Raw genomic sequence first — 15,059 nt, 5'->3', positions numbered from 1 at the left:
ACAGTTACAACTAAAGCTGATAAATTTCTAAACATTATCAGCTTTAGTTAGCCTATTATGGGCTTTTATTTGATATGTTAGACTAGTGAAGGAAAGAAAGGTTGTGATTTTATCAAAAAAAAAAGTTGTTTTTTTTACGGCTACTATCATTTTATTAGTACTCTTTATTGTTTTAACAAAAGCAAGCAAACCAAATAAAATAATACAGATTGGAAGCCAAGTGAGTGAATCAAGCTATGAATTTTCTGAAGAAATAAAAGATAAAGAAAAAATAGCAGAATTTGAAGAGTGGTTTGATAAGATTGATTTTAAAAGGGAAACAGAAAAACCAGATGGATATGCAGATTTGATCGTTCAGATACGTTATTACAGAGAAGGAACAATGACAAATCCTGTTAGTATATGGTTTGACGATTATGAATCGACCGTAATAAATGGGATAGGCTCAGAAGGTGAAATAGGTAAATTATCTAATTCTCAGTTAGAGAATTTACTAAGTATCATAGGTTTGAAATAAGTGAGTGCTTATTCGTAAAAAAAGCACTAAATAAAACCCGACTAAAAGAGTTTCAAAGATTCTGATTAAACTATCCGATTATAGGTATTGGTTAACTGCTTATTTTTTTATTGCCTTTAATATCTAGCTAATTTAGCTCTGGAAACAAAACGTCATGTCGTTTTATGTATAAAAAATATAAAGGATTTGGTGCTAATGAGAAAAATCAATAAATGGATCATAGATCGCCCTCTATCTTTTTATATCGGTTGGATTGGTCTTCTGATACTCGGAGTTAATCATTATTTTTTTCAGAATCAATTTCTTTACTCAGATCATCTATCTTTTTTGACAAGAAATTTTTCTGGGTTAATTGTTTATCTGTTTTTCTTTCTCCCAGCATTAGAAATCGTTAAATATGATTTTAGAAAAAAAGAGTCGTAAATCAATAAGATTCTGGCTAGTCGATTTGATATCTTTTTATTGGTTGTTTTTTTGATTGAAGTGTTAGTTTTCTGTACAGTTTCGATTAAGTAAGGACCTTATAGAGAGGAGTTTAGTTATGGCTATTACCACGGTTATAGTGTATCTAACACTTATCAGTCTGTTGTTCACAATAGGTGAAGTAATAAAACTAAAGAAAGAGAATAAAAAACTTAAAGAAGAAATAAGAATAATGAAAAAATGCATTTCTAATCAATGATAGTGTTGTTACTAATAGTTTTATTTTTTATCATGTCAACAATGTCTAGATAAATTATAAAATGTCTGAATGTATTCCAATCAAACTACACAGTAATCTGGCTGGGTTCTTATTGTCTATTATAGAGTTAGTCTAATTAATCTGAAGATATAAGAACGCTAAGATGATTTGCTTATGAAATTTTTTTCTGTATACATACTCTCAACTTTGTTCATAAGCTAGTCTAAATCCACTAAATGAACTAACTTTTTAGTTTTAAAAAATTGAAAGAAAGAATGATTTAAGAAAGAAATGAAGATGATTATCCCACACGATTGATGTGGGTTTTTTTTATTTAATGTTATACTGGATGAGAAATTTAAATTTGTGGCAATTAAATAAAAAGTAGGATAAAAAAGGAGCGATTTAGAATGGGACAAGAAAAATTAAAAAATCGAGTAGATGTTCTGGAAGAATTAACATGGGATCTAACAGCGTTATATAAAACGAAAACAGATTTTGAAGAGGCTATTGAAGAAATAAAAAAAGCATCGGCTAAATTTTGTGAAGAATATGAAAATAAGTTAGTAGATGCTACAATTATCGCCTTGGCTTTAAAGGATTATGAAAGAATCATGCAGTCAGCTTCTCTAATTAATCATTATGCTTTTTTACCAGAAGCAGTTGATATTACAAATCCAGCTAACACAGAGCTTTCTCGTTTTGTGAACAATCTATTAGCAGGGATAGATGCTAAGTTATCCTTTTTCGATTCTGAATTAATTTCAAATGATTCAGATACTTTAAATCAAGTTGCAAAAGAAGAGAAACAATTTGCCCCTTATATTCGTCATCTAAAAGAAAAAAAGAGTGTTCAATTAGATCCAATAATAGAAAAGACTCTTGCTCAACTTGGTCCTGTATTAAGCGCCCCAGAATCTATCTATGAGCAAGCCCGTTTAGCTGATATGGATTTTGGTACTTTTACGGTTGGGGATAAAGAGTACCCGTTAAGTTTTGTTTTATATGAAGATTATTATATGTACCATGGCGATACTTCAATTCGTCGTGCTGCGTTTGATAAATTTTCGACTGTCTTAGCGAACTATCAAAATGTAATAGCAGAAACTTACTATACACAAGTGCAAAAAGAGAAAACGATGGCTACGATGAGAGGTTTTGACTCAGTATTTGATTATCTATTATTTGATCAAGAGGTAGACCGTGATTTGTATAACCGTCAAATCGACACCATTATGAATGACTTAGCTCCTGTTATGCAAAAGTACATCACTCATGTTAAAGAAGAAAATAGGTTAGATAAAATGACTTATGCAGATTTAAAAATTGATTTAGATTCAGATTATTCGCTAAAGGTAACTGTTGAAGAGTCGAAAGAATTAGTATCGGCTGTATTAAATGTTTTAGGCCAGAATTATGTTGAAAGCATCTTAAAAGCATACCCAGAACGTTGGGTAGATTTTGTTCAAAATAAAGGGAAATCAACAGGTGGTTTTTGTACTAATCCATACGGAACTCATCCATATGTATTAATGTCTTGGACAAATCAATTATCGGATGTATACACATTGATTCATGAATTTGGTCATGCCGGACAAGCACTATTATCCGCTAAATCTAACTCGATTTTAGGTGAAGAGCCCTCACTTTATTTAATTGAAGCTCCATCAACGTTTAATGAATTGCTATTAACTGACTTATTGAAAAGAAAAAGTACAGATGCTCGTAGAGAACGTTTTGCATTAACAAATATGTTAACAAATACGTATTTTCATAATTTTATTACACATTTATTGGAAGCCGCTTATCAAAGAGAAGTTTACCAATTAGTAGATGACGGAAAAAGTTTTGATGCCGCCAAATTAAGTGAGATTAAAAAAACTGTTTTAAAAAAATTCTGGGGTGATGCTGTTGAAATCAATCCTGGTGCCGAACTAACTTGGATGCGCCAAAGCCACTATTATATGGGACTATATTCATACACGTATTCAGCAGGACTGACGATTGCGACGCAAGCTTTCTTACGGATTCAAAAAGAAGGACAGCCGGCAATTGAAGAATGGTTAGAATTCTTAGCATCAGGAGACCAACATAAGCCTGCAGCAGCAGCTTTAATTGCAGGAGTTGATATTACAACAAGTAAACCACTAGACGATACAATCCGTTATCTAGAAGAATCAGTAGATAGAATTATTGCTTTGAGTAAAGAGATCAAAGGTTAAGTAAAATGGATAGCGTTATCATAAGAAAGAGTAAAAAGAATGATAAATCCCTTTTTTTTCTCATCAAAACTTGTTAAACTGAGTTAAATTGAAAGGGGAACGAGTATGAAACGTTTTTTTTCTTCTATAGTATTAATCATTGTGGCATTGATTATAGGTTTCTGGCTAGGTAAGACAGACGCTTTACAAGGTACTTGGATCGGTGATACACTTTCTAATACTGTAGAAAAAATTCCTAATCCTGAAACATTCAAGACTATCATTGAAGGTGAGGGTTCCTTAAAAAAAGGGAATCCAACCCCTGAAAGTCACTCACAAGAATCAGTAGCTATCTCTGAACCTGGAGAAGAGATAAATGAGGAAACAGCCACGATTGATTATACTTTACTAGAAGATACTATTTATACTTTGTTAAATCAAGTTCGTCGTGAAAATAACGTACCGGAATTGACTCCAAATGATCAATTAAAAAAAGCAGCACGGAAACGAGCTAAAGAAACAGAGCAGTCTTTTTCTCACACGAGACCAGATGGCAGTGAAACATTCACTATTCTTAAAGAACCCGATTATCAGTATAGTTACCAATTAGCAGGTGAAAATCTAGGTATGGCTACTAACTATCTAAATGAAAAAGGAATGGCGGAATTATTGTCTAATGGTTGGGTAGAGAGCCCAGGGCATTATGAAAATATGATTCGTAAAGAATTTACAGAAGTGGGTATTGGTATCTCTTTTAACGGAGAAAATATCTACGCCGTTCAGCTTTTTGGAACACCTAGGACAAATTGAAATAAAACCTTGTTTAGAATCCATAATAGGAGGTTCTAAACAAGGTTTTTTATTTTACTAAATAGTTTATAAGTTTACTAAAAAAACAGGATATGCTATATTGTTTTTGTAAACGTTTTCTTTCGATGGGAATGGAATCATAGATATAAAGGAGTCGTTCAATAATGAAGAATCGTGAAAAAAGACAAGTGACAAGAGCACATACTCTATTACATGGTGGAGATTACAATCCAGATCAGTGGTTAAATAGACCAGATGTTTTAGCAGATGACTTAAAATTAATGAAATTAGCCCACACAAATACCTATTCTGTTGGTATTTTTGCATGGAGCGCATTAGAACCTGAAGAAGGTGTCTATACGTTTGAATGGTTGGATGATATTTTTGAAACCATCTATGAGAACGGCGGAAATATTATCTTAGCAACTCCAAGTGGAGCCAGACCTGCTTGGTTATCTCAAACGTATCCCGAGGTATTGCGTACAAATGAGATGCGATTAAAACAACTTCAAGGAGCACGTCACAATCATTGTTTTAGTTCGCCAGTTTACCGTGAAAAGACACAACACATCAATAAACTATTAGCTGATCGTTATGGCAATCATCCAGCGTTAGTAATGTGGCATGTTTCTAACGAGTACAGTGGAGAATGCCATTGTGAACTGTGTCAAGAAGCTTTTAAAGAGTGGATAAAAGATACGTATCACAATGATCTGACAGCATTAAACGATGCTTGGTGGGGTCCGTTTTGGAGTCATACATTTAATGACTGGTCACAAATCCAATCGCCATCACCAATTGGAGAAGAGGCCGTTCATGGATTAAACTTGGATTGGCTTCGATTCGTAACGGACCAAACCATTGATTTTTATAAAAATGAAATTGTTCCTTTACGTGAATTAACCCCTAGCATACCTATTACAACCAATTTTATGGCGGACACAGATGATCTCATTCCTTATCAAGGATTAGATTATGGAAAATTTGCGGAGCACATTGATGTTATCACATGGGATGGTTATCCAGCTTGGCATAATGATCGAGAATCAACGGCTGATTTAGCTATGAAAGTAGGATTTATAGATGATTTGTATCGCAGCTTGAAGCAACAACCGTTTCTATTATTAGAATCGACACCAAGTGCGGTCAACTGGCATACGGTTAATAAAGCTAAACGTCCTCACATGCACTTATTATCATCCATGCAAATGATCGCTCATGGTTCGGACAGTATCATGTACTTCCAATGGCGTAAATCACGTGGTTCTTCTGAAAAATTCCATGGTGCAGTAGTCGATCATGACAATAGTTCAGAAAATCGAGTGTTTAAAGATGTTGCTGAAGTTGGACAAACGTTAGAAAAACTTTCAGATGTAGCAGGGACAACACGACCAGCAGATGTAGGTATTCTGTATGATTGGGAAAATAATTGGGCTCTAAAAGATGCACAAGGTTATGGATTGGAAACAAAACGGTACACTCAAACAGTGCAAGAGCATTACCGTACGTTCTGGGAAAAAGATATTCCAGTCGATGTGATTATGAAAGAACAAGATTTTTCTTCTTATAAGTTACTAGTGGTGCCAATGCTGTATTTATTGAGTTTAGACACAATTTCTCGTTTGAAAGAATTTGTAGCAAATGGAGGAACGTTAGTCTCTACTTACATTACTGGAATTGTAACTGAACACGATTTAACTTATTTAGGTGGCTGGCCGCAAGACTTGCAAGATATTTTTGGAATGAATCCGCTAGAAACGGATACCCTTTATCCATCTGATCGAAATAAAGTTCGTTACAGCGGAAAAGAATACGAATTAAAAGAATACGCATCTATTTTAGAAGTAAACCAAGCTAAAATAGAAGGAGAATACCTAGAAGATTTTTACGCCAATACACCAGCAATTACCAGTCATTCTTTTGAAAAAGGAAAGACTTATTATATTGGTGGCAGATTAGAACAGGCTTTCCATGAAGAGTTCTATGGAGACATTATAAAAGAATTGGGACTCTCACCAATTTTTCCAGTTAAGCATGAAAAAGGTGTTTCTGTTCAAGCCAGACAGTCTGAAACAGAAGATATTATTTTTGTAATGAACTTTACAGAAGAAGAACAAGTTGTCATTTTTGATAAACCTGTTTGGGATAAATTGAATGATGAGGAATTAGTTGGAGAAGTAACCGTAGAAAAATATGGTATAAAAGTAGTAGCTGTTCCTTTAACTAACTAACCGTACAATAGAAGAAGGTAGCCCATTCATTGACGATTGAGGCCAGATCACCTATTTTTTTAGAAAATTTACTAAAGTTTACTTGATTTATTTTACTAGAAGAAATAAACTAGAAGAAACAATACGAATATGAGGAGATTAATGATGGAATTAAAAGGGCTGAAAGAAAAATTTATAGAATTATTTGGTGAGAAAGAATTGAAAGCGTTTTTCGCTCCGGGACGAATTAACTTAATTGGAGAACACACGGATTACAATGGGGGAAATGTTTTTCCATGTGCCATTACTTTAGGAACATATGGTGTTGCAGCAAGGAGAGAGGATACAAAAGTAAGTTTATACTCAGAAAACTTCCCAGATTTAGGCGTTATTTCTTTTGATATAAATGACTTGGATTACCGTGAGGAAGATAAGTGGACGAATTACCCTAAAGGAGTTTTTAAGTATCTAAAAGAAGCTGGTTATGATATTTCAACAGGTATTGATGCAGCTATTTATGGGAATATTCCTAATGGTGCAGGTTTATCTTCTTCAGCTTCTGTTGAATTATTAACAGGAATTATTTTAGAGAACTTGTTTGATTTGGATTTGACTCGTTTAGATTTGATTAAAATTGGCAAAAAAGTTGAAAATGAATTTATTGGAGTCAACTCAGGTATTATGGATCAATTTGCAGTGGGTATGGGAGAAGAAGATAAAGCGATCCTACTTGACTGTAATACATTAGAGTACGAGTTGATTCCTGTCGAATTAGGAAACCACAAAATTGTCATTATGAATACAAAAAAACGTCGCGAACTAGCAACATCTGACTACAATTCAAGACGTAGTGAATGTGAACAAGCTTTAAAAGAATTGCAACGATTTGTAGTTATTTCGTCTCTGGGTGAATTAGACGAAGCAACATTTGAAACCTATGAAAACCAATTATCTAACCAAACGATTAAAAAGCGTGCTAGACATGCTGTTACTGAGAATCAGCGGACGATAAAAGCTGCAAAAGCATTAAAAGCAGGAAATCTAAAAGAATTTGGTTTACTCATGAATGCTTCTCATGTTTCATTGAGAGACGATTATGAAGTTACTGGCGTAGAATTAGACACATTAGTACAAGCTGCTTGGGATCAACAAGGAGTTATAGGGGCACGCATGACAGGTGCAGGATTTGGTGGTTGCGCACTTGCTATAGTAGCCAATGATCAAATTGATTCATTCATTGAAACTGTTGGAGAAACATATGAAGCTGAAATTGGCTACCCAGCTGAGTTCTATATTGCAAGCATTAGCGATGGCGCAAAAGCATTAAACTAAAAGCTAATCTATAAAAAACTGTCCTGTTCACTTGAAGTCAATTTTTTTATGGAATCAAGTGAACAAGATTGATACTAAAGCACAACAGATTATGAAATGATAAAGTTACCATAAACTAAAAAAGGTGGTATTAGGTGAATACAACAAAAGACGTAAATCAACTGATTGCAGACTTTATTGAAATCGGCTGTCAAAAAAAAGACATTGATCCATTAGATAAAATCCTAAAGACCAATCAACTATTAACGTTATTGGGTAGAATTGATTTTGACCCAACAGTAGAAATTTCTAAACCACTACCAAGTCGTTTGGAACTATTAGACCAATTAATCGATTACGCTGTAGAGTCAGGTTGGATTTCAGATTTACAAGCTGAGCGTGACAGACTAGAAGCAGAGATCATGAATTTGATTACACCTTTAGCTTCAGAACTTAACCGACAGTTTTGGGCGTACTATGCGACTAGCCCTAAACAAGCAACGGATTATTTTTATCACTTAAGTCGAGACAATGATTACATTAAAACAAGACAAATTGCGAGAAATAGTCACTTTATCTTTACGAGCCCATTCGGACCATTGGAAATTACGATTAACTTATCTAAACCAGAAAAAGACCCAAAACAAATTGCTTTAGCAAAACAATCCACTAGCACAAGCTACCCAACGTGCTTACTGTGTATGGAAAATGAAGGCTACGCGGGGCATATGAATCACCCTGCAAGAAGCAACCATAGAATCGTAAGAATGCCCTTAGCTGGTGAAGGATGGGGACTGCAATATTCTCCGTATGCTTACTATGAAGAACACTGTATTTTTTTATCACAAGAACACAAACCTATGAAATTAGAAAAAACTACTTTTGAAAAATTATTAGGGATTATTGAACAATTCCCGCATTATTTTGTAGGTTCTAATGCAGATTTACCTATTGTAGGTGGATCAATTCTAACTCACGATCATTATCAAGGTGGAAGGCATACATTTGCTATGGAAAAAGCAGAAATGGCTTACTCATTTGAGCTAAATAGATTTCCAACGATTGAAGCAGGGATTGTTAACTGGCCGATGTCTGTTATTCGTTTGAAGGGTTCAAATAAAGTAGAAATGATTGATGCAGCAACACTTATTCTTGAAGAATGGCGTGGTTACTCTGATCCGTCAGTCTCAATTTTAGCTCAAACAGATGGTATTTTACATAATACTGTTACTCCAATAGCACGAATGGATGGAAAGAAGTTTGAATTAGATTTGGTGTTGAGAAACAATCGAGTGACTGCTGAATTTCCAGATGGAATTTTTCATCCTCACGCGGATGTCCAACACATAAAAAAAGAAAACATTGGCTTAATTGAAGTAATGGGTCTGGCTATTTTGCCTCCTCGTTTAAAAGCAGAGTTAAAAGAAGTGGAACACTACTTGTTGGACCAAGAAAACAACATGGCAGAAAGTCACAGAGACTGGGCAAAAGAACTAAAGAAACAAACGCAACCAACAACAGATAATGTTCAAACATTGATTGACGAAGCAGTTGGAGAAGTATTCTTACGCGTGTTAGAAGATGCTGGAGTATATAAACAAACAAAGGAAGGACAAGCTGCATTTAAAGTTTTTGTTCAAACCATTCAATAAAAAATGAGGAGGAAGCAAAAAATGAAAGGGAGCAAACGTCTTTTTGGAGAAGTGGAAGGCAGACCTGTCTATGAATATACATTAGAAAATAGTCAAGGCATGCAGGTATCTGCAATGGATTACGGGGCTACAATAACAGCCATCAAGACACCAGATAAAGATGGGAAATTAGAGAATATTACACTAGGATTTGATTCAGTTGAACCCTATGTAATGTATCGTCCTTATTACGGTGCAACGATTGGTCGTGTGGCTGGTCGGATTGCTAAAGGCCAGTTTGAATTAGAAGATAAAACCGTTCAGTTAACGGTTAATGAAGGAGCGAACCATCATCACGGTGGTAGCCCGGCTTTTGACTCTCATTTTTGGGAAGTAGAGATGGAAACGGAATTGAAATCTGATGAAAGTTCATTGACTTTTACTTACCTAAGCCCGGATAATGAGAATGGATACCCTGGAAATTTAGAAGTTAAAGTAAAATATAGTTTAACAGAAGCTAATGAATGGAAAATTCAATACACAGCTAAAACAGATAAAACAACCTTATTTAACCCAACGAATCATGTGTATTTTAATCTCACGGGAAACCATGTAAATGGTATCTTAGATCATCAGATGCAATTGAATAGTGATTTTTATGCTCCTTTAGAAAGTGATTCTATCCCTACAGGTGACTTGCTAGATGTAGCAGATTCACCTTTTGATTTTAGACAAGCGGCTCCTTTGAAAACGGGTATAGAAAGTACACACCCACAAACAGTTAGTAACAGAGGATATGATCATCCGTTTATTTTAAATGAGGATACAAAGGGAAGGGCTAATGGACAAATTAGCGATCCAATGAGTAAACGACGCGTTCGTTTTTATACAGATAGGCAAGCAGTAGTTGTGTATCAAAACAATTGGGCTGAAGGATTATACGAAATCGACGGAGAGACTGTTCAGCCTTATTCTGGTGTGGCACTAGAAACACAGATGTTACCGGACGCTATACACCACACGAACTTTGGGAATACGATTTTAAAACCAGGCGAGAAATTCTACTCAGAAACAATTTATGCATTCGATCTTATCTAGTCGGATAGAGAAAGGAAGAGTGGAAGAATGGCCACAATTAAAGATATTGCTGAAAAAGCGAAGGTTTCAAGTGCAACGGTATCTCGCGTATTGAATTACGATGAGACATTATCCGTAGGCGATGATACTAAAAAAAGAATTTTTGAAGCAGCAGAAGCATTAGAGTACACAAAGTATCAGAAAAAGAGAGTGAAAAAAACGGGTAAGATTGCAATTGTTCAATGGTATACAGAAAAAGAAGAGTTAGATGATTTGTATTACTTATCCATTCGTTTAGGAGTAGAAAAGCGGGCAGAAGAAGAAGGTTATGGAATCGAGCGTTATTTTCAAGACACTGTTTTTGAACCTAAGCAAGAGATTGAAGGAATCGTTGCGATTGGGAAGTTTAACGATACTCAAATAGAGCAATTATTATTATGGACTAAAAATATTTGTTTTATTGATTTTGACTTATTAGGACGTAAAATGGATTCAGTAGTGGTTGATTTTGAACAAGCTGTTCATTCTGTAATGGATTACTTAACCGAAAAAAACCATCAACGAATTGGATTTATTGGGGGACAAGAACACTACGCAGAAGATACTCAAACACCACCCGATAAGCGAGCTATCTTAGTAGAGTCTTATTTAAGACAAGAGGGATTGTATCAAGAAAAATACTTTTTCACAGGGAAATTTAATGTCGCCTCTGGTCATCAACTTATGCAACAGGCGATTCGCGAATTAGGCAACGATTTGCCATCTGCTTTTTTTGCAGCGAACGATGCTTTGGCAATTGGTGCGTTACGCGCTTTACAAGAAGCTGGGATTTCAGTGCCAGGAAAAGTTGAGGTTATCGGCTTTAATGACATCAGTGTAGCGAAATATGTTTATCCAACACTAAGTACGGTTAAAGTTTACACTGAACTAATGGGCGAAGTTGGGTTTGACTTATTAATGGATCGAATAGAGTCTAATCGTCAAGCTGCTAAAAAAATCACTTTATCAACGGATTTAATTTTGCGCGGAAGTACTTTGTAGTATAATATTTTTAAAAAAATTATGTTAACCTGAGAACTGAAAGCTCGGAATAGGAGCGAATTCAGTTTTTAGGTTATTTTTTCTTCTTTTTCCGTTATACTGTGCAAGAGAGAGCATTCTGCTAAGTGAAAATGCGTTATCCTTAATAGTAAATGAATCAAATAGGAAAGAGAGTGAGAGCATGGCAAAAAGACATACGAAACAAACGGATAAAAAAAGAATAGAAAAAAAATCATTCCAATACAAAGACACAACGAAAGCTAAAGAGTATACCGTCAAGGAACCCATTGAAATGCTGAATTTTTTAATAGAGGAAAAAGTTAAGAATAGTCGTAATTCAATAAAATCAGTCTTAACTAGGGGTCAAGTATGGGTTGATGGGAAAAATATCAAGCAGCATAACTACTTATTATCTCCAGGACAAAAAGTATCGATTGTTTCTAATAAAGAAGCTATTAAAGAAAAGGCTTTAGTTGGAGTTAGTATCCTATTTGAAGATAAAGACATTATCGTTATAAATAAAGAAGCGGGTATGCTTTCAATGGCTTCTAAAAATGAACACGATTTGACGGCTTATCGTCAAGTCACAACGTATGTTAAAGAAGACGATAAGAAGAATCGTGTTTTTGTGGTTCATCGTTTAGATCGTGATACTTCTGGTGTGATGCTTTTTGCGAAAAGTGAAGAGGTAAAGTTAGCATTACAAGAAAACTGGTCAGATAGTGTTAAAGAGAGAATTTATACAGCGTTGGTTGAAGGAGTTATTTCGAAAGATGAGGGAACAATTGATTCTTGGTTAACTGAAAACAAATCCATGCATGTATTCTCTAGCCCATTTGATAATGGGGGCAAGAGAGCAATCACACATTATAAAAAAATTAAATCTAACGACGCCTTTACATTATTAGAAATTCAACTTGAGACAGGTCGTAAAAATCAAATTCGAGTTCATATGGAAGAAATTGGTCATCCAGTTGTAGGTGATAAAAAGTATGGTTCGACTGTTAGCCCATTAAAGCGTCTAGGGTTGCATGCAACAACATTGGCACTAATTCATCCTACAACAGGTGAACTAGTTAGTTTTAAGGCGAAAATACCTAAGATATTTTCAGTTCATTCAAAATAATAAGATATAAAAAACCAAGATTTTCTTTTAACATAAGGAAAATCTTGGTTTTAATTTAATTTTTTGATAATGCTTTATTATAAATAAAAAAAGGGCACTACAAAATGTAGTACCCTCAGTAAATGTTAGAATTATCTGCGATCGTTGTTGTCGTCTTTTGCTTCCCCGACTCTTTTCTCAACTTCGCCTTTAGCTTTTTGTGCTTTACCTTCTGCTTGTTTAGATACGTTATCTGTTGCATCACCATAGGCATCTTTAGCTGAACCAACGGCCTTGTCTTTAGCACCTTTTAACTTATCTTTCATTCCGTTATCTTTGTCTGTCATACTATCATCCTCCTAATAAGTAATTTTCTAATAGTTATCGCTACTACACAGATTGAGTTTAAAAGAATAAAAACAATTTGCGTCTAAAATGTGAACGACTTCTATAACTAAATAATACCGTATATAAAAAAAAAATCAAACAATAAGCTTTTTGAAAAAAGTCATTCCTTACAATAAAAAATAGAGGAACAAAATAGATAGCTATAACAGTAATTGTAAGTAAAGTAGACTTGCTTTTTAGGCTACTTAATATTTGATAGAATTTGTGCTAAAATAAAGGTACAAATTTTCTCGTGTGAAAAAGAAGTAGAACGGAGTCGTTTAGAAATGAGATTATTGGCAATTGACGCTTCCAATCAAGCGATGAGCGTTGCTGTTTTAGAAAATGAAAAAATTATTGGAGAAGTATCAACAAATAGTAAAGGCAATCACAGCCAACGTTTAATGCCTGCAATTACTAAATTAATGGCAGATGTCAATTGGAAACCTGCCGATTTAGATCGAATTGCTGTTGCCCAAGGACCCGGTTCATACACGGGATTACGCATTGGTGTAACGATTGCTAAAACACTAGCATGGACATTAGACAAAGAAATTACAGGTGTTTCTAGTCTTGCTGTTTTAGCAGGGAATTGCGAAGAGTCAGCTAATTATTTAGTCCCTTTATTTGATGCAAGACGAGGTAATATCTATACGGGCTTGTACAGGTGGGAGTCTGGAAAACTGATACAAATTGAACCAGACACGCATATTTCAGCAGAAAACTGGGCAATCTATTTAAAAAAACTATCAGGTACGATAGAAATAATTGGGGAAGATCGCATTATTCATCAGCAAACATTCAAAAAGCATTTGGGAGATCAAGTAATACCTGCTTCTTTAAAAAATCATTTACCTAAAGGAAGTGTGGTAGGTTTATTGAGTTTAAAGAAAAAACCGGTAGATGTTCATACACTGCTGCCTCACTATTTAAAATTAGCAGAGGCGGAGGAAAATTGGCGTAAAGAACATCCAGATCAACTGGAGGAGTCTTATGTTGAAAAGATTTAAAGAATGGCTAGAGGTAAGAATAGCCATTATGAGTGACTTAAGTGAGATTCAAGAAACGAATTTAGCTGAAAAGGTTCGTTTATCTGACTCCACAATCGTGCTTGACGATAAACAGTTAATTGAATTAAGTATTGCAGTAGAATCTGATATCGCCGATATTTTGCGTATACAAAAACTAAGCTATAATGGAACTATTCCTTGGGGCGAAGGAGCCTTAAGGCGAGAACTAACTCATAATAAAAGAGCTTTGTATCTAATGGCTAAAGACCAAAACGAAGCAGTTGCGTTCATAGGGACGTGGTTTGTAGATGGGGAATCACACATCACAAATATTGCAGTGATTCCAGAAAAACAAAGGAATGGGATAGCTTACAGCTTAATAAATAAAGTGATTTATTTAGCCAAACAACAGCAAATGGATAAAGTAAGCCTGGAAGTAAGGATTTCAAATAAACAAGCACAGAATTTATATTTGAAAGTAGGATTCAAGAAATCAGGAATAAAAAAAGGGTATTACGCTAGCAACCATGAAGATGCTTTAGAGATGTGTTTGCCGCTTTTCGAGAATGTGAGGAAAATATGAGTCAGTATAATTGTATAAAGGAAAAAATTGACATTACTTTTCCTGAGAACATAAATATAACTAGTCAAGAACTCTATGACACTGCAGAAAATAGTTATCCTAATGGCTCTCCTTGGTCGATTGAGAGCTTTCAAACTGATTTAGAAACACCGTTAGCAGGATATGGGTTGGCTAGAAGAGATAAAGAAATTATCGGGTTTATCGGCTACAGACATTTTTTAGGAGAGGCTGAGATTACTAACTTTGGAGTACATCAAAACTATAAACAACAAGGTATTGGTACGGATTTAATGTTAGCTAGTTTAGCCTATTTAAAAGAGCAAGGAATGAGGCAGCTTTTTTTAGAAGTACGTTCGAGCAATCAAGCGGCACGATCACTTTATAAAAAAAATGGACTAACTGAAGTGGATATACGAAAAAAATATTATTGTAATCCGGTGGAAGATGCGATTGTGATGCAATATATTGAACAAATAGAAGGATAAAAATGTAAA

The 15,059-nt window shown here is 34.8% G+C and carries 13 protein-coding genes; 12 read left to right on the top strand and 1 reads right to left on the bottom strand.

Annotation, left to right across the window (positions count from 1 at the left end):
- The first annotated feature begins 103 nt into the window (after nucleotides 1–103).
- From WBF61_RS09370 to WBF61_RS09330, 9 genes are all read left to right on the top strand, one after another.
- The gene (locus WBF61_RS09370) at nucleotides 104–517 is read left to right on the top strand and encodes a hypothetical protein (protein ID WP_424255934.1); all 414 of its coding nucleotides are present in this window, start codon (nucleotides 104–106) and stop codon (nucleotides 515–517) included.
- 1,092 nt (nucleotides 518–1,609) lie between these two features.
- Nucleotides 1,610–3,421 (top strand): oligoendopeptidase F, encoded by a 1,812-nt coding sequence (pepF, locus tag WBF61_RS09365; protein WP_424255932.1) that lies wholly within the window; start codon nucleotides 1,610–1,612, stop codon nucleotides 3,419–3,421.
- A 105-nt stretch (nucleotides 3,422–3,526) separates the two neighbouring features.
- A complete protein-coding gene (locus tag WBF61_RS09360) occupies nucleotides 3,527–4,210 on the top strand; it encodes a CAP domain-containing protein (protein ID WP_424255930.1) in 684 nt (227 codons plus the stop codon).
- Nucleotides 4,211–4,374: 164 nt separating this feature from the next.
- Nucleotides 4,375–6,441, top strand: a complete 2,067-nt coding sequence (locus tag WBF61_RS09355; RefSeq protein ID WP_424255928.1) for a beta-galactosidase — start codon at nucleotides 4,375–4,377, stop codon at nucleotides 6,439–6,441.
- A 144-nt stretch (nucleotides 6,442–6,585) separates the two neighbouring features.
- Entirely contained in the window at nucleotides 6,586–7,752 is a 1,167-nt protein-coding gene (locus tag WBF61_RS09350) for a galactokinase (RefSeq protein ID WP_424256011.1), read from the top strand.
- A 134-nt stretch (nucleotides 7,753–7,886) separates the two neighbouring features.
- Nucleotides 7,887–9,383, top strand: a complete 1,497-nt coding sequence (galT, locus tag WBF61_RS09345; RefSeq protein WP_424255926.1) for a UDP-glucose--hexose-1-phosphate uridylyltransferase — start codon at nucleotides 7,887–7,889, stop codon at nucleotides 9,381–9,383.
- A 21-nt stretch (nucleotides 9,384–9,404) separates the two neighbouring features.
- Nucleotides 9,405–10,460 (top strand): aldose epimerase family protein, encoded by a 1,056-nt coding sequence (locus WBF61_RS09340; protein WP_424255924.1) that lies wholly within the window; start codon nucleotides 9,405–9,407, stop codon nucleotides 10,458–10,460.
- A 27-nt stretch (nucleotides 10,461–10,487) separates the two neighbouring features.
- Complete coding sequence (locus tag WBF61_RS09335) at nucleotides 10,488–11,480, top strand: LacI family DNA-binding transcriptional regulator (protein ID WP_424255923.1); 993 nt, start codon at nucleotides 10,488–10,490, stop codon at nucleotides 11,478–11,480.
- Between the two features lie 181 nt (nucleotides 11,481–11,661).
- Nucleotides 11,662–12,606 carry an RluA family pseudouridine synthase gene (locus tag WBF61_RS09330; RefSeq protein WP_424255922.1) on the top strand — a complete coding sequence of 315 codons (945 nt, stop codon included), beginning with the start codon at nucleotides 11,662–11,664 and terminating at the stop codon, nucleotides 12,604–12,606.
- Nucleotides 12,607–12,737: 131 nt separating this feature from the next.
- Here WBF61_RS09330 and WBF61_RS09325 read toward each other — a convergent pair whose 3' ends face one another.
- Nucleotides 12,738–12,932, bottom strand: coding sequence for a CsbD family protein (locus WBF61_RS09325; RefSeq protein WP_424255920.1), 195 nt, complete (start codon nucleotides 12,930–12,932; stop codon nucleotides 12,738–12,740).
- Between the two features lie 327 nt (nucleotides 12,933–13,259).
- Between WBF61_RS09325 and tsaB the strand changes: the two genes are divergently transcribed.
- From tsaB to rimI (WBF61_RS09310), 3 genes are read left to right on the top strand one after another with little or no spacing between them, the layout of a single operon-like run.
- Nucleotides 13,260–13,982: a tRNA (adenosine(37)-N6)-threonylcarbamoyltransferase complex dimerization subunit type 1 TsaB gene (gene tsaB / locus WBF61_RS09320; protein WP_424255918.1), complete on the top strand. Its 723-nt coding sequence runs from the start codon at nucleotides 13,260–13,262 to the stop codon at nucleotides 13,980–13,982.
- Nucleotides 13,966–14,565 carry a ribosomal protein S18-alanine N-acetyltransferase gene (gene rimI, locus WBF61_RS09315; protein ID WP_424255916.1) on the top strand — a complete coding sequence of 200 codons (600 nt, stop codon included), beginning with the start codon at nucleotides 13,966–13,968 and terminating at the stop codon, nucleotides 14,563–14,565. Before tsaB ends, rimI (WBF61_RS09315) begins: the two co-directional genes overlap by 17 nt.
- Nucleotides 14,562–15,050 carry a ribosomal protein S18-alanine N-acetyltransferase gene (gene rimI, locus WBF61_RS09310; RefSeq protein ID WP_424255914.1) on the top strand — a complete coding sequence of 163 codons (489 nt, stop codon included), beginning with the start codon at nucleotides 14,562–14,564 and terminating at the stop codon, nucleotides 15,048–15,050. The genes rimI (WBF61_RS09315) and rimI (WBF61_RS09310) overlap by 4 nt, the downstream gene beginning before the upstream one ends.
- The last annotated feature ends 9 nt before the right edge of the window (nucleotides 15,051–15,059 follow it).

This window comes from Carnobacterium sp. (assembly GCF_049673005.1).
Lineage (GTDB): Bacteria > Bacillota > Bacilli > Lactobacillales > Carnobacteriaceae > Carnobacterium_A.
Note: the sequence above shows the minus strand (reverse complement) of the source record. Positions and strands in the feature narration are given on the sequence as shown.

Bases quoted from the DNA above. Each gene is read 5' to 3' on its own strand.
- pepF (WP_424255932.1), top strand. From the start codon at position 1,610: ATGGGACAAGAAAAATTAAAAAATCGAGTAGATGTTCTGGAAGAATTA.
- WBF61_RS09360 (WP_424255930.1), top strand. From the start codon at position 3,527: ATGAAACGTTTTTTTTCTTCTATAGTATTAATCATTGTGGCATTGATT.
- WBF61_RS09355 (WP_424255928.1), top strand. From the start codon at position 4,375: ATGAAGAATCGTGAAAAAAGACAAGTGACAAGAGCACATACTCTATTA.
- WBF61_RS09350 (WP_424256011.1), top strand. From the start codon at position 6,586: ATGGAATTAAAAGGGCTGAAAGAAAAATTTATAGAATTATTTGGTGAG.
- WBF61_RS09340 (WP_424255924.1), top strand. From the start codon at position 9,405: ATGAAAGGGAGCAAACGTCTTTTTGGAGAAGTGGAAGGCAGACCTGTC.
- WBF61_RS09335 (WP_424255923.1), top strand. From the start codon at position 10,488: ATGGCCACAATTAAAGATATTGCTGAAAAAGCGAAGGTTTCAAGTGCA.
- WBF61_RS09330 (WP_424255922.1), top strand. From the start codon at position 11,662: ATGGCAAAAAGACATACGAAACAAACGGATAAAAAAAGAATAGAAAAA.
- WBF61_RS09325 (WP_424255920.1), bottom strand. From the start codon at position 12,932: ATGACAGACAAAGATAACGGAATGAAAGATAAGTTAAAAGGTGCTAAA.
- tsaB (WP_424255918.1), top strand. From the start codon at position 13,260: ATGAGATTATTGGCAATTGACGCTTCCAATCAAGCGATGAGCGTTGCT.
- rimI (WP_424255916.1), top strand. From the start codon at position 13,966: ATGTTGAAAAGATTTAAAGAATGGCTAGAGGTAAGAATAGCCATTATG.
- rimI (WP_424255914.1), top strand. From the start codon at position 14,562: ATGAGTCAGTATAATTGTATAAAGGAAAAAATTGACATTACTTTTCCT.